Annotated in this window: 14 protein-coding genes; 1 reads left to right on the forward strand and 13 read right to left on the reverse strand. The window is 73.0% G+C overall.

Features of this window, described 5'->3' with window-relative positions; genetic code table 11:
- Positions 1 to 86 precede the first annotated feature (86 nt).
- From H9641_RS18640 to H9641_RS18700, 13 genes are all read right to left on the reverse strand, one after another.
- Positions 87 to 3,056: a glycoside hydrolase family 48 protein gene (locus H9641_RS18640; protein ID WP_191805903.1), complete on the reverse strand. Its 2,970-nt coding sequence runs from the start codon at positions 3,054 to 3,056 to the stop codon at positions 87 to 89.
- Between the two features lie 272 nt (positions 3,057 to 3,328).
- The gene (locus H9641_RS18645) at positions 3,329 to 3,973 is read right to left on the reverse strand and encodes an NUDIX domain-containing protein (RefSeq protein ID WP_191805904.1); all 645 of its coding nucleotides are present in this window, start codon (positions 3,971 to 3,973) and stop codon (positions 3,329 to 3,331) included.
- 1 nt (position 3,974) lies between these two features.
- A complete protein-coding gene (locus H9641_RS18650; protein ID WP_318244690.1) occupies positions 3,975 to 5,651 on the reverse strand; it encodes a CTP synthase in 1,677 nt (558 codons plus the stop codon).
- Positions 5,652 to 5,768: 117 nt separating this feature from the next.
- On the reverse strand, positions 5,769 to 7,457 hold the full coding sequence (murJ, locus tag H9641_RS18655; protein ID WP_225220709.1) for a murein biosynthesis integral membrane protein MurJ: 1,689 nt from the start codon (positions 7,455 to 7,457) through the stop codon (positions 5,769 to 5,771).
- Positions 7,454 to 8,377 carry a hypothetical protein gene (locus H9641_RS18660; protein ID WP_191805905.1) on the reverse strand — a complete coding sequence of 308 codons (924 nt, stop codon included), beginning with the start codon at positions 8,375 to 8,377 and terminating at the stop codon, positions 7,454 to 7,456. The genes murJ and H9641_RS18660 overlap by 4 nt, the downstream gene beginning before the upstream one ends.
- Before the next feature lie 3 nt (positions 8,378 to 8,380).
- Positions 8,381 to 9,454: a copper transporter gene (locus tag H9641_RS18665; protein WP_191805906.1), complete on the reverse strand. Its 1,074-nt coding sequence runs from the start codon at positions 9,452 to 9,454 to the stop codon at positions 8,381 to 8,383.
- An 85-nt stretch (positions 9,455 to 9,539) separates the two neighbouring features.
- Complete coding sequence (gene steA, locus H9641_RS18670) at positions 9,540 to 10,724, reverse strand: putative cytokinetic ring protein SteA (protein ID WP_191805907.1); 1,185 nt, start codon at positions 10,722 to 10,724, stop codon at positions 9,540 to 9,542.
- 5 nt (positions 10,725 to 10,729) lie between these two features.
- Positions 10,730 to 12,475, reverse strand: coding sequence for a DNA repair protein RecN (gene recN, locus H9641_RS18675; RefSeq protein WP_191805908.1), 1,746 nt, complete (start codon positions 12,473 to 12,475; stop codon positions 10,730 to 10,732).
- A 2-nt stretch (positions 12,476 to 12,477) separates the two neighbouring features.
- Complete coding sequence (locus H9641_RS18680) at positions 12,478 to 13,479, reverse strand: NAD kinase (protein ID WP_191805909.1); 1,002 nt, start codon at positions 13,477 to 13,479, stop codon at positions 12,478 to 12,480.
- The gene (locus H9641_RS18685) at positions 13,476 to 14,546 is read right to left on the reverse strand and encodes a TlyA family RNA methyltransferase (RefSeq protein WP_318244691.1); all 1,071 of its coding nucleotides are present in this window, start codon (positions 14,544 to 14,546) and stop codon (positions 13,476 to 13,478) included. Before H9641_RS18685 ends, H9641_RS18680 begins: the two co-directional genes overlap by 4 nt.
- A gap of 2 nt (positions 14,547 to 14,548) precedes the next feature.
- On the reverse strand, positions 14,549 to 14,779 hold the full coding sequence (locus H9641_RS18690; RefSeq protein WP_191805916.1) for a hypothetical protein: 231 nt from the start codon (positions 14,777 to 14,779) through the stop codon (positions 14,549 to 14,551).
- A gap of 115 nt (positions 14,780 to 14,894) precedes the next feature.
- Positions 14,895 to 15,911 carry an HAD-IIA family hydrolase gene (locus H9641_RS18695; protein WP_191805910.1) on the reverse strand — a complete coding sequence of 339 codons (1,017 nt, stop codon included), beginning with the start codon at positions 15,909 to 15,911 and terminating at the stop codon, positions 14,895 to 14,897.
- Positions 15,908 to 16,732 (reverse strand): tetratricopeptide repeat protein, encoded by an 825-nt coding sequence (locus H9641_RS18700; RefSeq protein ID WP_191805911.1) that lies wholly within the window; start codon positions 16,730 to 16,732, stop codon positions 15,908 to 15,910. The genes H9641_RS18695 and H9641_RS18700 overlap by 4 nt, the downstream gene beginning before the upstream one ends.
- A gap of 24 nt (positions 16,733 to 16,756) precedes the next feature.
- Between H9641_RS18700 and H9641_RS18705 the strand changes: the two genes are divergently transcribed.
- Positions 16,757 to 18,231, forward strand: a 1,475-nt coding sequence (locus H9641_RS18705) for a beta strand repeat-containing protein (protein WP_191805912.1), incomplete at its 3' end; no start/stop codon positions are given.

The following is an 18,231-nucleotide window of genomic DNA, read 5'->3' on the forward strand; positions in this document are numbered from 1 at the left end:
TGGGCCCTAGGGGGTTACGCGCGGGGGGGCCCTCGTCGTGCCTCCTGGGGTGACGCCCGGGACGAGCGCCACCCCCGACCGTCAGGTCACGGCGCGGCGCACGTGACCGGTGCGCTCGCCGGCGGGGCCCCCGTTCCGATGAACCCGAACGACGTCGAGCCGCCGGCCGCGAGGCTGCCGTTCCACGCCAGGTTGCTCGCCGTGACGGCCGTGCCGGTCGTGCTGTGCGAGGCCCCCCAGAGCTGGCTGACCGTGGCCGGGGCGAGGTCCCACCGCACGGTCCAGCCCGTGACGGCGGCGTTGCCCGCGGTCACGGTGACCTCGCCCTGGAAGCCTCCCGACCACGAGCCGACCGTCCGGTAGGTCGCCGTGCACGCCCCGGTCGCCACGGGCGCCGTGGTCGCCGAGATGGCCGCGGAGCGCGCCGAGACGTTCCCCGCGGCGTCGCGGGCCGCGACGCTGAACGAGTACGCGGTCGCGGGCACCAGGCCCGTGACGGTGTGGCTCGTGCCCGTGACCGTCGCGACCTTGACCGCGCCCTGGTAGACGTCGTACCCCGTGACGCCGACCGCGTCGCTCGACGCGTTCCAGGTGAGCGGGACGGTCGTCGTCGTCACGGTCCCGGCGCGCAGCCCCGTGGGGACGGTGGGCGGGGTCGTGTCGGCGGCGGGAGGCCGGGTCGTGGCCGTCACGGCGCTCGACGGCGCGGACAGGTTGCCCGCCGCGTCCCGCGCCCGGACCGTGTAGACGTACGCCGTGGCCGGGGACAGGCCCGTGTCGGTGAAGATCGTCCCGGTCGCGGTCCCGACCACGGCACCGTCGCGCAGGACGTCGTACCCCGTGACGCGCACGTCGTCGGTCGACGAGGTCCACGTGAGGGTCGCGCTCGACGAGGTCGTCGACGCCACGGCGAGCGCCGTCGGGACGGTCGGTGCCGTGGTGTCCTCACCGGCAGGCTCGCCGAAGAAGCGGTCGTAGTTCGCGAGCGCCACCGCGACCGCTGACTGCGCCCAGAACCGGTGGTAGCGGAACTCGGGCGCCTCGCCCCCGTCGAGGTACGCCTGGACCTTGGGCCAGTCCGGGTCGTCGAGGTAGAAGCTGCGCAGGTCGAGGAAGCTCACGCCGGGCTCGATCTCGTCGCCGTTGGGCATGGTGCCCTGCCAGCCCGAGGGGACGTGGACCCCGTCGCCCGTCGCGGTGGTCAGGACGTCGTCGAAACGCTTGTAGTCCTCCCGCACCTCGACGGCCGAGACCCCCTTGTCGTCACGGTTGTGCTCCCAGATCGAGTCGAGCAGGGACTTGGCGACGGCCTGGGCCTCGTCGTCGTGCGCGGCCGCGGCGTAGTGGATCAGCGTCCCGGCCAGGGCTGCGGCGACGCCGACGTCCTGACCGTGCGAGATCACCTCGACGTGCAGGCCGGAGTTGTCGCCCGGGTTCGCGGCGTCCCACGCGTCGGGCGCGCCGGTCCACCGCAGGGTCGAGGGCACGGCCCAGTCAGCACCGCCCGTGGCGTGCGTGTTCGCGATCGCCCACGGGACCCACTTGTCGAGCAGCGCCTTGGCCTGCGCGTCGCCGGACTCGTGGTAGAGTTGCGCGACGCGCTCCATGGACCAGACCTGCATGCCGAACCACTGGTTCGAGGGCGGGTCGCTGTAGACGGGCGCCTCCTGGTAGGCCATGCCGTAGAAGGTCGGCGTACCGGCGGGCGGCGTGCCGTACGCGCCGCCCCAGCTGTTGGTCGCCCCGCCCGCGATCCCGCCCTCGTCGGACTGCAGCCACTGGTAGAACTCGAGCTGACGCTCGAGGCTCGTGGACCAGTCGCCGCCGGCCGTCGGCGCCTGCGGCGCGAGAGCCGGGGAGGTGGACAGCGCCCACGCGGCCATCGGGTTCTGGTAGCCGAAGTGCGCGTGGCTCGACCCGATGCGCCAGGCCCACCCGGCCGCCGGATCGAGCGCCCCGCCCCACGCGTAGTACCAGGACATCAGGTAGTGCGCCGAGTTCTTGCCCGTCCCGGCAGGGCAGCTGGGCGAGGTGCAGCCCGGCTGCTTGAAGTACTTGTCGAACATCGCGTAGCGCAGGTAGTCGCCCATCTTCGCGGCCTTGGCGACGGTCGCGGCCACGGCCTCGGGCTGTCCCTGCTCGGTCGCCCAGGTGTGCGCCCAGTAGGCGGCCTCGACCGCGCGCGCGTCGGCGTCCGACGCGTTGGTGTACTTCCACTGCTTGGCGTAGCTCGAGTCCCCGGTGAACAGGTCGAGGAAGCCGTTGGTCCCGCCGAACGAGAAGTCCTCGCACGACGGCTGCGGGACCGTCTCCCAGACCGACTCCTGCGTCCCGCGCTGGAACGTGTTGATGTACGACGTGCCCTCGGCGTCGGGCCCCAGGAGGCAGCCCGCTCCGGGCGCCGCGCCGAACCCGTAGGTGTTGTCGACGTCCGCGAGCCAGTGCATGCCGTAGACGTCCGAGGTCCCGTACGTCGCCTTGAGCTCGTTCGCGAGCGGGTCGACGCCGGACCGGACCCCGCTGTTCAGTGCGGCCGGGTACTTGCTCGGGTGGTCGTGCTCCGCGGCGTAGGTCGCGGGGCTCTGGGGGTTGTAGAACGAGTTGGTCGGCTGGTCCTCGTGCTGCGGGATCATGTACGTCTCCATCGTCGCCCAGGCGTCGTTGAAGCTCGTCCAGTCCGCGGTGGCCCGGCCGTAGGCGGCCTCGAGCCAGAGCCAGAAGCTGTACGCCTCGGACGTGGTCTCGTGCCCGTGGTCGGGGGCCTCGACGATGAGGGTCTCGACCGAGTGGTACGGGATGCCCTGCGGGCTGAAGTACCCTTTGGCGGGGTCGTGGATCTCGTCGTACATCTCGAGGAACCGCTCGGCGTACTCGGAGCTCACGGCGACGCGCGGGGTGACCGTCGCGGTGCTGACCGTCGTGCTCGCGCGGAGCGCCCGCTCGACTGCGGGGGCTGCGCCTGCGGGCTGGACCGCGGCCAGGGCGAGGAGCGACAGCAGCGCGGCGCCGGCCATCGAGGCCGCCACCCGTCTGTGCCGCCGGAGGGATCGTGACATCTGACTACCTCTCTGGGTGACGTCGCGCCGGGGTCGGCTGCGCTCGTCCGCTGGACGGCGTCGTCCTCGCAGTATGGAAGCGCTCCCACATCGTCGGTGATGCGGGGCGACACACCTGGACACTGCGGCCGGCGCGGCACGAGGTCAACGCACCTAAACCTTTCGGTCCGCGGGTCCGCGGGTGCGCGGGCTTGCGCGGGGCCCGGGTGCGACGAGGGCCCGACGGCGCGTGACGCCGTCGGGCCCTCGTGTGCTGTTCCGCGGTGCGCGGCTCAGGCGCGGGGGTCTCCCCCGCGACGCTCGGGCCACGGGCTGTCCGCCGGGCGCAACGACGACCAGCCGGTCGCGCGCGCGGCAGCGGCCGCCAGGATCCCGACGACGGCCGACGGGTTGTGCAGGTCCCCGGCCAGGACCGCGGACACCGCCTCGTCGAGCGGGACCCAGCGCAGCTCCATGCCGAGCTCCTCGGCCTCGCGCGCGTGGCGCTCGGCCGCGGGCACCTCGGAGAAGTCACGCGCGAGGAACACCCGCAGGGCCTCGTTGCTGCCGCCCGGGGTCGTGTAGTAGTCCACGAGGACGTCCCATTGCGCGGCACGCAGGTCGGCTTCCTCGAGCAGCTCGCGCGCGGCCGCGGCCTGCGCGTCCTCGCCGTCCACGTCGAGCAGACCTGCAGGCGGCTCCCACAGCTCGCGCCGCACCGGGTGACGGTACTGGTGCAGCAGCAGGACCCGCTCGTCCTCGTCGAGCGCGATGATCGCGACGGCCCCGGGGTGGTCGACGAACTCACGCGTCACCACGCCGCCCTCACCCAGGTCGACCTGCTCCGAGCGCAGGTCGAAAATACGTCCCGCGTGCAGGACGCGCGCCTCGCTGACGTCCCGGGCGACCGGGACGTCAGCGAGCGGGCGGACCGTCACGTCAGGCCGTCCGGGCCTCGAGCGCCGCCGCGACCAGTCCCGCGAACAGCGGGTGGGCACGCGTCGGACGGCTCTTGAACTCGGGGTGCGCCTGGGTGCTCACGTAGTACGGGTGCACGTCCTTGGGGAGCTCGACGAACTCGACGAGCGAGGAGTCGGGCGAGGTGCCGGAGATGACCAGGCCGGCCTCCTCGAGCTGCGCGCGGTAGGCGTTGTTGACCTCGTAGCGGTGGCGGTGACGCTCGGTCACCGACTCCGCGCCGTAGGTCGTGGCGACCACGGAGCCCGGCGTCAGCGCGGCCTCGTACGAGCCCAGGCGCATGGTGCCGCCCAGGTCGCCCGCGCCGTCGACGATCGCGAGCTGCTCCTCCATCGTGGCGATGACCGGGTTCTTGCTCTCCGGGTCGAACTCGCTCGACGACGCGTCCTCGATGCCGAGCACGTTGCGCGCGTACTCGATGACCATCGACTGCAGGCCCAGGCAGATGCCGAGCGTCGGGATCCGGTTCTCGCGGGCCCAGCGCAGCGCGCCGAGCTTGCCCTCGATGCCGCGCACTCCGAACCCGCCCGGGACCAGGATCGCGTCGGCGCCGCCGAGCGCGTCCTCGGCGCCCTCGGGCGTCTGGCACTCGTCGGACGGGACCCAGCGGATGGTGACCTTGGCGTCGTTCGCGAAACCGCCGGCACGCAGGGCCTCGGTCACGGACAGGTAGGCGTCCGGCAGGTCGATGTACTTGCCGACGAGCGCGACCTCGACCTGGTGCTCGGGCTGGTGGACGCGCTCGAGGAGCTGCGACCACCCGTCCCAGTCCACGTCGCGGAACGCGAGACCCAGACGGCGCACGACGTACGCGTCGAGGCCCTCGGAGTGCAGCACGCGCGGGATGTCGTAGATGCTCGGGGCGTCGATCGCGTTGACCACGGCCTCGTTGTCCACGTCGCACATGAGCGCGATCTTGCGCTTGACGGGCTCCGGGACCACGCGGTCCGCGCGCAGGACGATCGCGTCCGGCTGGATACCGATCGAGCGCAGGGCCGCGACCGAGTGCTGCGTGGGCTTGGTCTTGAGCTCGCCCGAGGGGCCGATGTACGGCACGAGCGAGACGTGCAGGAAGAAGACGTCGTCGCGGCCCAGCTCGTGGCGGACCTGACGGGCCGCCTCGAGGAAGGGCTGGGACTCGATGTCGCCGACCGTGCCGCCGATCTCCGTGATGATCACGTCGACGCCCTCGCCCGCCTGGGCGCGCATGCGCGACTTGATCTCGTCGGTGATGTGCGGGATGACCTGCACCGTGTCGCCCAGGTACTCGCCGCGGCGCTCCTTGGCGATGACCTGCGAGTAGACCTGGCCGGTCGTCACGTTGGACGAGGCCGGGAGCTCCACGTCGAGGAAGCGCTCGTAGTGCCCGATGTCGAGGTCCGTCTCGGCGCCGTCCTCGGTCACGAAGACCTCACCGTGCTGGAACGGGTTCATGGTGCCGGGGTCGACGTTGAGGTAGGGGTCGAGCTTCTGCATCGTGACGCGCAGGCCACGGGATCGGAGCAAGCGACCCAGGCTCGAAGCCGTCAGCCCCTTACCGAGAGAGGAGGCCACGCCGCCGGTCACGAAGATGTGCCGGGTGCTGTGGTCCGAGCGGCCGCCGTTGACGGCGAGGGGTCTGTTCAGGTGATCTGCCACGGAACTCCATGCTATCAGCGACTCGTCGGGGGCGCGCCGGATCCAGCGTGGGATGACTCTCAGTCGGGTGCTCGTCCACCAGTCTGCGCGTCAGATGCCCGCGGCGCTCCCCACGTCCTAGCTCGGGCCCGCGACCTTCGGCGCACTCCCCCGGCCGCGGCGCGCCAGCCCGACGACCGACGACCTGTCCGCGACCAACGAAAGCCCCACGACGAGCACGGCCGCGACCAGCGCGGCCCCGACGCCCACGGCGAGCGCCACGGCGACGTGCGCGTCGTCGGGCAGGAGGACCGCGCTGAGCCCCCGCCCTGCCGCGCCGCCGAGCGCCACACCCACGACCAGCACGGCCAGCGTGCGCGGCACGCCGCGCACCGCCTCGGGGCCGGCGTGGCGGCGCACCGCGAGCAGGAGCAGGAGGCCCGCGACGCTCATGCCCACCGCGGTCGCCACGCCCAGGAGTGCCAGCACACGCACCTGCTCGCCGTCACCGAGCGTCGCCGGGCCCACGACGGCCAGCGCTGCGACGACCACCCAGCCGGTCGCCGTCGCCACGACGGCCGCGCGCTGACGGTCCAGGACGTAGAGCGCGCGCGACAGGTGCAGGATCAGGGCGAAGCCCACGATGCCCGGTGCCATCGCGGCGGTGGCCGCTCCCAGTCCCTCGACGGACCCGTCGGTGACGACGGCGAAGACCGCCTCGACCGCGGCCGAGGCCGCGACGAGCGCGGCCACCCCCACGCCCGAGACGAGGAGGATGGTCCGCGTCGTCGACGACAGCAACCTCTCGAAGAGCTCGTGGCTCCCCTGGGCCACGTGCTCGGCCAAGCGGGGGAACGCGCTCGTGGCGAGCGGGAACGCGAGCACCGCGTACGGCAGCAGGTAGACCTGCTGCGCGTAGAAGTACGTCGGGAACGTCTCCTCAGGACCGAAGTTGGTGGCTGCGTACATCGCCGCGAGCACCGACACCTGCTGCGCGACGAGCGCCCCCACCCCGGCGAACGCCAGGTTGCGGGCACGGACGCCCTCTCCCCCGGGGAAGCGCAGGGTCGGGCGCAGCCGCGTCCCGGTACGGGCGACGGGGACGACCAGAGGCAGCGCCAGGGCCGCGACCCCGAGCGTCGTCCCCCAGCCCAGCCACGCGATCGCGTCCGTGGACAGTGCCGCGACGTCCGCCTGGTTCCCGTCCGCCATGCCCGCGAACACCAGGTACACCACGATGACCACGACGCTCGAGACGAGCGGCGCGAAGGCCTGCCAGAAGAAGCGCTTGTGCGCCTGGAGGATCCCCCCGAGGATCACCGCGACCCCGTACAGGGGGATCTGCAGCGCGAAGACGCGCACGAACAGCGCCGTGACATCGATCAGGTCAGGGTGCTTGGCAGCCATCAGGACGTGAGCGATCGGGTAGGCGAGCGCCGCGAGCAGCGCGCCGAGCGGCACGAGGACCAGGAGGGTCCACCCCAGCAGCGCCGACGCGATCTTCGACACGTCGACCCGGGCGCCTCGCGCGATGGGGCCCGCCAGCAGAGGCACCACCGCGCCCGCGAGCGCGCCGCCGGCCGCGACCTCGAACAGGACGTTGGGCAGGACGTTGGCCGACGTGTAGGCCGCGCCCACACCGGGAGTGCCGACCGCCCACGCCATGACGAGCGAGCGGGCGAAGCCCACGAGCCGGCTCGCGATCGTCACGGCCGTGATCATGAGGGCCGCGCCCGCGAGCGTCTGCGTCCCCGCACGCACCCGGGAAGCACGCGCGGGGCGTGGCGCGGGCGCGGTGTCCTGGCCCGGCGTCACGTCCTCGCTCAAGCCGGTGCGTCCTGACCGGACGACGGCTCGCCGGCGGGCGACGCCGCGGACGAGGCCGGCGGCGTCGGGCGGGCGGCGGGAGCCGCAGGACGCCGCCCCCACTGGTCGAACCGGCGCAGCAACGGGTTGCCGTCGATGACCTTCGAGAAGCTGACCTTCTCGCTCGCGACGTTGAGTCCCAGGACCCCGGCGAGCGCGACGAGACGCACGGCGCGCGGCGTCCCGAACGCCACCTGGGTGCCCACGAGCGCACCCAGCGCGTTGGCTCCCCCGTCGCCGAGCATGTCGCGCTCGCTCAGGTCGCCGGGAGCGGCCGCGACGGCAGCACCGAGCACCGCGCCCGAGGTCGCCCCCACGGGCGTCACCGCGAGAGGCAGCGCGAGCGCCGCCCCCGACTTGAGCGCGCGCCCGGGACGCAGGTCGAGGAGGTTGAAGAGGTTGGCGCTCAGAGCCACGATCGAGCCGTTGACCGCGACGTCGGTCAGATAGCCGAGCGTGGACCCGGTCCTGCGCGTGCCGACGAAGGCCGCGGCGAGGGACGTCGTCCCGATCCCGAGGACCTTGAGGCCACCGGTGGTGACCTGGCCCTTCAGGAGTGCCCCGACGTGCCCCTTGATGCCCTTGGTCCGCGTCGAGGTGTCCTCCGCGAGATCGTCCACCAGACCGAACGCTCCGCCCCCGGCGGTCGCGAGCGCGGTCGCCGTCCCGGTGCGGGCGTCGGGTCCCGCGACGAGCGCTCCCGCGACGAGGCCTGCGGCCACCGCCGGCCCCTCGAGCAGGCTGATGGGTTCGCCCCGGTGGTTCGTGCGCGTCCACCGCTCGGGCCCGCCGGGCGAGACCGTGTCGAGCACGCTGCGTGCCCCACCGGTCACGACGGCCGACACGACGCCTGCGCCGAGGGCGCGGAGGAAGGTGCCCATCGATCAGCCCTCGGCCGTCTCGCCGGTGGTGCCGGCGCCGTCGGTCCCGTCCGTGCCCTCGGTGCCGAGCGGCGTGTCGGGCGCTCCTGCGGGCGTGCGGTCGACCGGGGGGAGCTGCACGGACGGCGGGATGACGGCGGCCGCGCCGTCCTCGAACCCGAACTGCCCCACCTTGTCACCGATGCGGGCAGCGAGGGCGAGCGGGACGGAGATCTGGCCGGCCGGGGCCTCGATGCCGCTCACGGTCGACAGGACGGCCGCGAGGTCCGCGTCGGCCGTGATGGTCGAGATCAGGTCGCCCGGCACGGGCGTCGAGCCTGCGACGAGCGACCCCTCGGAGCGCGCCTGGGCGGCCTGCGCGAGCAGGACCTCGATCGAGACCGCGTAGGTGTCGGCCTCCTCGTCCGCGGTCCCGGTGGTCGTGCCGGTCGTCGGGGCGACCTTGCCCTCGGGCGCGAGGAGCAGGACGACGTCCGCAGGGACGTCCTGCTGCTGCACGACCTCGATGAGCTCTGCCTGCGCGAGCTTGAGCTCGATCTGGACCGCCTCGGGGGTGCGCTCCTCGGGGGCCGCGAGCTGCTTGGCCGTGAGGGACGTCGCGAGCCCCGCGGCCAGCTTCTCGTCCGTCCCGGACTCCGTGACCCCCGTCACGAGGTCGGTGATCTCGGTGGCCATCGCCTTGCGCGCGTCCTCCTGCTTCTTGTCGGTCCACGCACCGTCGAGCCGGACGTGACCGACGATGCTCGCACCGGCGCCCTCGAGCTGCTCCTGCACGGCCTCGTAGCGCTCGTCGGCGACGTCGCCGAGGTCCACCACGGCGACGCGCCGGTCCTGGAGGGTGCCCGCGACGAGCTGCGGGCCCGAGGCCACGATGAACTCCTGGTCGTCGGCGACCTTGAGGTTCGTCGCGTCGAGCTGGTCGCGCAGCTCGTTGCGCTCGAGGCGCAGCTGCTCGACCTGCCCGGTCAGCTGGTCGCCGATCGCGCCCTGCAGCGGTCCGGCGCCCAGGATGATCCCGACCGCCAGCGCCAGGAAGACCGAGATCAACGAGACGATGTGGTACCTGAAGTCGATCACTGTGCTGTTGCGTCCTTCGTGTCCGTGCGGGGCGACGTGCGGGCGGCGCGCGTCAGGGAGGTGGTGGGTGCGTACGGTCCGGGGCTCATGCGCCCCCGAACAGTGCGCCGATCCACGAGGTGAAGTCGTCGAAGCGGGCACCGATGATGCCGAAGACCGTCTGCCCTGCGGCCGTGGACCACATCGCCATGATCACGGCGAAGAGCCCGGCGAGCGAGAGCAGGGTCAGCTGCAGGTTGGAGATCCGGTGCTGGTACAGACGTGAGACGCCCTTGGCGTCGACGAGCTTGCCGCCCACGCGCAGGCGCGTGAGGAACGTGCTGGCCATGCCCGAACGGCCCTTGTCGAGGAACTCGACGAGCGTCGCGTGCGTGCCGACCGCGACGATCAGCTCGGCCCCCTTGTCGTCGGCCATGAGCATCGCGATGTCCTCGCTCGTGCCCGTCGCCGGGAAGACCACGGGCTCGACGCCGAGCGCCTGGACGCGCTCGAGGCCGGGAGCCTTGCCGTCGCGGTAGGCGTGCACCACGATCTCGGCACCGCACGCGAGCGCGCGGTCCGAGACGGAGTCCATGTCGCCCACGATCATGTCGGGCTTCCAGCCCGCGTCGATGATGGCGTCCGCGCCGCCGTCCACGCCGATCAGGATCGGACGGTACTCCTTGATGTACGGGCGCAGCGTCGCGAGGTCCTCGCGGTAGTGGTAGCCGCGCACGACGATCAGGACCTGACGGCCCTCGATCACGGTGCGGATGTCGGGCACGCCTACGCCGTCGAGCAGGAGCTCACGCTCGCGCCGCATGTAGTCCATGGTGTTCTCGGCGAAGCGCTCGATCTCCTCGGAGAGCCCCGCGCGCGCCTCCTCGAGGCTGACCGCGATGGTCTCGGAGGTCTGGCGGACGCCCTCTGCGAGCAGGTCCTCGCCCGCGAACACCTTGCCGTCCTCGAGGCGCAGCTCGCGCCCGTCGGAGATGCTCATGATGCCGCTGCCGAGGTCGTCGATGAGGATGATCCCGGCGTCGACGAGGATCTCCGGGCCGAGGTTCGGGTAGCGCCCCGAGATGGACTTCGCCGCGTTGAGCACCGCGAGGGGCTTGGCGGTGACCAGGGCGTCCGCCGCGACGCGGTCGATGTCGAGGTGGTCGATGACGGCGACGTCACCGGGCTTGAGCCTCTTGGTGAGCGCCTTGGTGCGGGCATCGACTCGTGCGGGGCCGCTGGTTCCCGGCTCCGTCACGTCGGACGTGGATCTGCGCAGACTGATTCTCATCGCGGCTATCGTCCCACGACCGAGGACTCGAGCAGTTCGAGCGCGTGCTGCCGTGCGGCGTCCGACTCGTCCTGGCCGGAGAGCATGCGCGCCAGCTCGCGGACGCGCTCCTCGCCCGTGACCTCGTGCACGCCCGTGACTGTGACGGGATCGGCTCCGTCCCCGCCGTGCGACTTGGTCACGACGAGCTGCGAGTCGGCGAACGCGGCCACCTGCGCGAGGTGCGTCACGACGATCACCTGCGCGGACCGCGCGAGCGAGGCGAGCCGTCGACCGACCTCGACCGCGGCGCGCCCGCCGACCCCCGCGTCGACCTCGTCGAAGACGAAGGTGGGGAGCGGCGCGGCAGCGTCGGTCCCTGCGTCGGCACCCGACGTGGCGAGCGCGACCTCGATCGCGAGCATGACGCGTGAGAGCTCACCGCCCGAGGCCCCCTTGCCGAGCGGGCGCGGCGGCGAGCCCGGGTGCGGGACGAGCGAGAGCGTCACGACGTCGGCGCCCCACGGGCCGGGCTCGTCGGCGGGCGTCACGTCGACCTCGAGCCGCGAGCCGCTCATGGCCAGGCCGGCGAGCTCCTCGGTCACGGCGTGCGCGAGCCGCGCGCTCGACGCGGTGCGCGACGCGGTGATGCGCGCGCCCAGCGCGGACAGCAGGGCAGTGAGCTCGTCGGCGCGCTCGGTCATCGAGCGCAGGCGCTCACCGCCGTCGTCGAGGTCCAGCAGGCGCAGCCCGGCGTCGCTGGCCCAGGCCAGGACGTCGTCGATCGTCTCGCCGTAGTTCCGGGTCAGGGCGCTCAGCGCGGCCAGGCGCGTGTGCGCCTGCTCGAGACCTCCGGGGTCCGCCTGGAGGTCCTCGACGTAGCCCGAGACCTCGGTCGCGATGTCCGCGAGGGCATACCCGACCCCGGCGATCCTCTCGACGAGCCCGGCGAGGCTCGGGTCGAGCTGGCTCGCGGCCTCGAGCGCGCGGCGTGCGCGCTCGCCGGCGGCGCTCGCGTCCCCCGGGCCGTCGCCCCCCTCGAGCGCGTCGTCGCTGACGATCGCGTCGTGCGCGGCCTGCGCCCCGAGACGCAGCTCCTCGGCGTTGCCGAGGCGGGCGACGAGCGCGGTGAGGTCGGCGTCCTCGCCCGGCTGGGGGTCGACGCGCTCGATCTCGGCGAGCCCGAAGCGCAGCAGCTCGGACTCGCGCGCGCGCTCCTGGGCGCGCGTGGTCAGGTCGGCGATCTCCTCCAGGAGCCCGCTGCGCTCGGTCCACGCGGCGCGGTACTCGTCGAGGAGCGCGGCGTGCGCGTGGCCCGCGAACGCGTCGAGGGCCGCACGCTGGTGGCTCGGGGTCCGCAGGCGCAGCTGGTCGGCCTGCCCGTGGACGGTCACGAGGTCGTCGGCGATCTCCGCGAGCACGCCCTGGGGCACGCTGCGGCCGCCCAGGTGCGCCCGCGAGCGGCCCTCGGCCGCGACGGTGCGCAGGACCACGACGGTCCCGTCGTCGTCGACGCTGCCGCCGGCCTCGTCGATCCGCTGCCCGACGGCGTCGCGCCCGCTCACGCGCAGGCGCCCCTCGACCACGGCACCGGTCGCGCCGGGGCGGACGGTCGACGGGTCGGCCTTGCCGCCCATGAGGAGGCCGAGGCCGGTCAGGACCATCGTCTTGCCTGCGCCCGTCTCACCCGTGATCACGGTCAGCCCAGGGTGCAGGGGGACGCGGGCGGAACGGATCACGCCCAGGTTCTCGATCGAGATCTCCTCGAGCACGGTCACTCCCCCTTCGGGTCGGGTGTGGTCGGGCGTCCGCCGTCGGGTCGCTTCGCGGCGTCCACGGCGGCGGTCGCCGCCTGGCGTGCGACGCGGGCCGCCTCGGCCGCGTCCTCGGCCACGCGTCCTCGCCACCCGACGACCGGCAGGGAGAACTTGGAGACGAGCCGGTCGGTGAACGGCGCCGTGCTCAGGCGGGCGAGCCGGATCGGCGAGTCGCCGCGCCGGACCTCGACGCGCGAGCCCGCGGGCAGGTCGATGCGCCGGCGTCCGTCGCACGTGAGGACCCCCGGGCCCGCGGAGCGTTGCAGCAGCTCGAGCGCGAACGTCGACGAGGGACCCACGACGAGCGGGCGGGCGAACAGCGCGTGCGCCGCGAGGGGCACGAGCAGCATGGCGTCGACGTCGGGCCACACGATGGGGCCACCGGCCGAGAACGCGTGCGCCGTGGACCCGGTCGCGGTGGACATGACGACGCCGTCGCAGCCGAACGAGGACAGCGGACGACCGTCGACCCCGATCGCGACCTCGATCATGCGTTCGCGGGACGCCTTCTCGACCGTGGCCTCGTTGAGGGCCCAGCCGACGCGCGGCTCGTCCTCGCCGGGGAGCGCGACCCGGACCTCGAGGACACCGCGCTCCTCGACCACGTAGTCGTGCGCGGCCAGGCGCTGGACGGCGGCGTGCAGGCCCTCGCGCTCGGCCTCGGCGAGGAAGCCGACGTGCCCGAGGTTCACGCCGAGCAGCGGGACGCCCGTGCCGTGCGTGAGCTCGGCCGCTCGCAGGATGGTGCCGTCACCGCCCAGGACCATGACGACCTCGGACTCGGCGACGCCCTCGCGCGTGCGGAGCTGGGCCATGTGGTCGCCGAACGTCTCGGCGAGGTCGTCGTCGTGCAGCCCGACCTCGAAGCCCGCGTCCTGGAGCTCCTTGACCGCCTCGTGCAGCGCGACGACCGCCTCGGGTCGTCCACCGTGCGTGACGATCAGCACTCTCCTGGTCACAGGGCTCCTCCGGTCGATCGGTGCGGGTCCGTGCCGACGGCACGGCCCAGGTGGTCGGTCTCGCCGACGCGCGACGGTGCCTGGTCGTGCCGTCCTGCGTGGTCGCGCGGCGCAGCCTGGTCGTCGGGCACTGCGAGCGAGTCTGTCAGGTCGACGGACCGGGCGCCCTCCGGTTCGCCGGCAGGTTCATCGACCAGCGCGACGAGGGGCTGCTCGCCGAGCGGCGAGCGGACGGCACGTTCGATCGCGCTCTCGAGCCCGGCGGGGCGGAGGTCCTGGTGAGTGCTCCTCGGCCGGTCCCCTGCTTGCGGTTCGGGGCGCAGCCACAGGAAGAACTCGCGATTGCCGCTGGGGCCGGGCAGCGGGCTCGGGATCACGCCGAGCGGGCGCAGGCCCAGGCGGGCGGCGTCGAGCGCGACGTCGAGCACGGCGCGCGCGTGCAGCGCCGGGTCGCGGACCACTCCCCCGGTGCCCAGGCGGTCGCGGCCGACCTCGAACTGCGGCTTGACCATGAGGAGCAGGTCGGTGCCGGGGCCGACGACCGCGGCCACGGGAGGCAGCACGAGTCGCAACGAGATGAAGGACAGGTCCGCGACGACGACGTCGGGCGTCACGTCGAGGTCGTCCCGGGTCAGGTCGCGCACGTTGAAGCCCTCGCGGACCGTGACGCGCGGGTCGTCCCGCAGCGAGGGGACGAGCTGGTCGTGCCCGACGTCGACGGCCACGACTCCGCGCGCCCCACGGCGCAGCAGGACGTCGGTGAACCCGCCGGTCGAGGCCCCGAGGTCGAGCCCCAGGGCACCCTCGATGCGTGGAGCCAGCTCGGGTGTGCGTGCCCGGACGGCGTCGAGCGCGCCGGCCAGCTTGAACGCGGCGCGGGACGCGTACCCCTGGTCGGCCGGGTCGGGGTCGACGTGGATCTCCTGGTCGGGTCGCACGGGCAGGGAGGCCTTGGCCACGACGCGTCCGTCGAGGCTGACGCGCCCTGCGCCGATCAGCTCGGCGGCGCGCCCGCGTGAGCGGGCGAGGCCCCGGCGGACGAGCTCGGCGTCCACGCGTGCGCTCACGCTCAGTCCTCCGCGTCCGCGAGGCGGACCTGCAGGGCCTCGTGGATCGCGTCGAAGACGGTGACGTGGTGCTCGAGGGGAGCGTCGGTCAGCTCGTCGAGCCGGCCGAGGGCCGCGGTGACCGCGTCGTCGGTGGGTTCGCCGCCCGACGCCGTCACGCCGGTCCGCACGTCTCCGGGGGTGGGGACGGGGGTCGGGGTGGGAGCGCCGTCGTCGACGGTGTCCTGCGCCATGCGTGTTCCTCCAGTCCGTGTCCAGGGGTCGGGTGCGTCGCACCGGTGCCGTGGTGCGCGGCTGAGAGCCGCGCGGTCACCGCACCGGTGCAACGCTACCGGTCAGGACAGGATCTCAGGCGTTACCGACAGCGAGATCGGGCACGCTGTCGGCATCCACCGATCCCCCCGCGTCGACCGTCGCCCATGCCGCGCCGCACGCGGCACGGATCAGGTCGACGCCCTGAGGTCCGGACAGTTCGAGCACACCCTCGGTCGCTCGCGCGGCGGACTCCCCGCACGTCCACCAACCCTCGGCGGCCTGGACCGGCGCCTCGTGGGGCACCAGGAGGCTCAGGAGGTCGGCACCGATGTAGTGCGGGCGCAGTCCGGGCTCGGCGAGGACCGCGTCGCGGCCCCCGTTGACGCCGGTCAGGACGTGCAGGCCCGGGTACCCACCCGAGCGTGCGCCGGCGAGGTCGGTGTCCAGACGGTCACCGACGACGAGAGGCGACGAGGCCCCTGCCCGCTCGACCGCGAGGTGGTACATCGTCGGCGAGGGCTTGCCCGCGCTCGACGGCTCGACACCCGTGGCGGCCTGCACGGCACGCACGAGCGAACCGTTGCCGGGCGCGAAGCCACGCGCCGTGGGGAGCGACAGGTCGAGGTTGCTCGCGACGTGCCAGGCTCCTCGCTGGATCGCGTACGCAGCCTCGGCGAGCTGCGCCCAGCCGAGCTCGGGCGCGAAGCCCTGCGCGACCGCGACGGGCTCCTCGTCCGCGCTCTCGACGATCACGAAGCCCGCGTCGTGCACGGCCGTGAAGAGTCCCGCCCCGCCGACGACCAGGACGCGAGCCCCAGGCTCCAGCCGGGTCCGCAGGAGCGCTGCGGCGGCCTGGGCGGCCGTCATCACCTCGTCCGAGGACGTGGGGATGTCCAGCTCGGTGAGCTGCGAGGCGACCGACTGCGGCTCGCGCGACGCGTTGTTCGTCACGAAGACGAGGCGCATGCCCGCGGCACGGGCCCCCCCGAGGCCGGTAGCGGCGTTCGGGATGGGCTCGTGCCCACGGTAGGCGACGCCGTCGAGGTCGACGAGGGCCAGGTCGTAGCGTTCTGCGAGCGGGATGTCGCTCGCGATCAGCCCCAGGCTCACTTGGTCTCCTCGTCGTTCTCCGTGCCCGACGCCGCAGCGTCCGTCTCGTCCGTGGGCGCGGCCTCGGTGTCGGGGGCGTCGGAGTCCGACCCGTCGGTCTCGTCCTCGTCGGACGGCGCGGCATCGGCCTCGTCAGAGTCCTCTTCGGTCTCGTCCTCGTCGAGCTCGACGGCGTCCTCGGTCAGGTCGTACACGACGACCTCGTCGTCGAGCGACGTGCCGAGTGCCGCGGCGAGTGCGCGGGGGTCGACGTCCGCGAGGATCGCGGCGGCCTCGTCGAGACGACCTGCGGCCTCGAGGACGCTGGCGCGGGCCTGGAGGACTCGCAGTGCGAGGTCTCCCTGCGCCTCGGCAGCGGGGATCTGGTCGAGGACGGCCAGTGCAGCCTCGAACTCACCGAGGTCGGCACGTGCGCCGCTCACGACGAGCGCGAGCTCGGTGCGGCCGTGCGCGTCGAGCGTGCTCGCCTCCTCCGATGCAGCAAGGGCCAGGGCGCGCTCGGGGCGCTCGAGCCCACGCTCGCAGTCGGCCATGATCGGGAGGTGCTCCGAGGAACCGTTGAGGCGGCGAACGGTGCGCAGCTCACGCAGCGCCTCGGCGTACCGGCCCGTCTGGTAGGCCGTCAGGCCGGCGGCCTCACGGACCACGTCGACGCGGCCTGCTCGGCGGACGGCAGCCTGAGCGTGCTCGTAGGCGAGCTCGGGGTCCGTGTCGATCAGCTTCCCGGCCATGACCAGGTGGCGTCCGACGACCGTCGCGTTCTCCTTGCTCAGGGTGCGCAGGCGGCCCCGCACGTCACGGTCGAGGTCCGAGAACTGCACCGCTTCGTCGATCTCCGGGCCCGCGTGACGCTGGTCCTGCGGAGGACGCGACTGACGCTCTCCCTGATCGGCCGAACGCTGAGGACGGTCGCCATAGCTCTTGCGCTCGCCACCACCGGACTGAGGACGGTCGCCATAGCTCTTGCGCTCGCCACCACCGGACTGCGGGCGGTCACCGTAGCTCTTACGCTCGCCACCACCGGACTGGGGACGGTCACCGTAGCTCTTACGCTCGCCACCACCGGACTGCGGGCGGTCACCGTAGCTCTTACGCTCGCCACCACCGGACTGCGGGCGGTCGCCGTAAGAGCGACGCTCAGCAGAGCCCGAAGACTGGGGACGGTCACCATAGGAGCGGCGCTCGCCACCACCGTAGGAGCCACCACCCGACTGGGGGCGGTCACCATAGGAACGGCGCTCACCCGAGCCGGAAGACTGCGGGCGGTCACCATAGGAACGGCGCTCACCCGAGCCCGAGGACTGGGGACGGTCACCGTAGCTCTTGCGCTCGCCGCCACCGGACTGGGGGCGGTCACCGTAGGAGCGGCGCTCACCACCACCGTAGGAGCCACCACCCGACTGGGGACGGTCGCCGTAAGAACGGCGCTCGCCGCCACCGGACTGCGGACGGTCGCCGTAAGAGCGACGCTCACCACCACCGTAGGAGCCACCACCCGACTGGGGACGGTCACCGTAGGAGCGGCGCTCGCCAGAGCCGGAAGACTGGGGGCGGTCGCCATAGGAGCGGCGCTCACCACCACCGTAGGAGCCACCACCCGACTGGGGACGGTCACCGTAGGAGCGGCGCTCACCAGAGCCGGAAGACTGGGGACGGTCACCATAGGAGCGGCGCTCACCACCACCGTAGGAGCCACCACCCGACTGGGGACGGTCACCGTAGGAGCGACGCTCACCAGAGCCGGAAGACTGGGGACGGTCACCATAGGAACGGCGCTCACCAGAGCCGGAAGACTGGGGGCGGTCACCATAGGAACGGCGCTCACCAGAGCCGGAAGACTGGGGGCGGTCGCCATAGGAGCGGCGCTCGCCACCACCGTAGGAGCCACCACCGGACTGGGGACGGTCACCGTAGGAGCGGCGCTCACCACCACCGTAGGAGCCACCACCCGACTGCGGACGGTCGCCATACGAGCGACGCTCACCCGAGTCTGGCCGGCGGTCGCCGCCGGCACGGGGAGGCTTGCCGCCCGAGCTCTCGCGACGAGGTGCTCCCTGACCCCGGCCCTGGTAGCCGGAGGAACGACCGGTGTCGCCGGACCGCCCTGCCCCGGAAGACCTACGGTCGCGGTCGTCGGCGTGACGTTCTGGGCTGTCGTTCACAGCGGTGTCCCTTCGATATGCACTGACGTTCATCATCCCACGAGCTGGGTCGTGGGGTCTTGCCCGGTAGGTCACAGGCACGCCAAAGGCCCACCCCGTGTGGGGTGGGCCTTTGGTGAATGGTTGTCCGGCGGCGACCTACTCTCCCACCCCGTCTC

It is taken from the genome of Oerskovia merdavium, from assembly GCF_014836755.1.
Taxonomy (GTDB): domain Bacteria; phylum Actinomycetota; class Actinomycetes; order Actinomycetales; family Cellulomonadaceae; genus Oerskovia; species Oerskovia merdavium.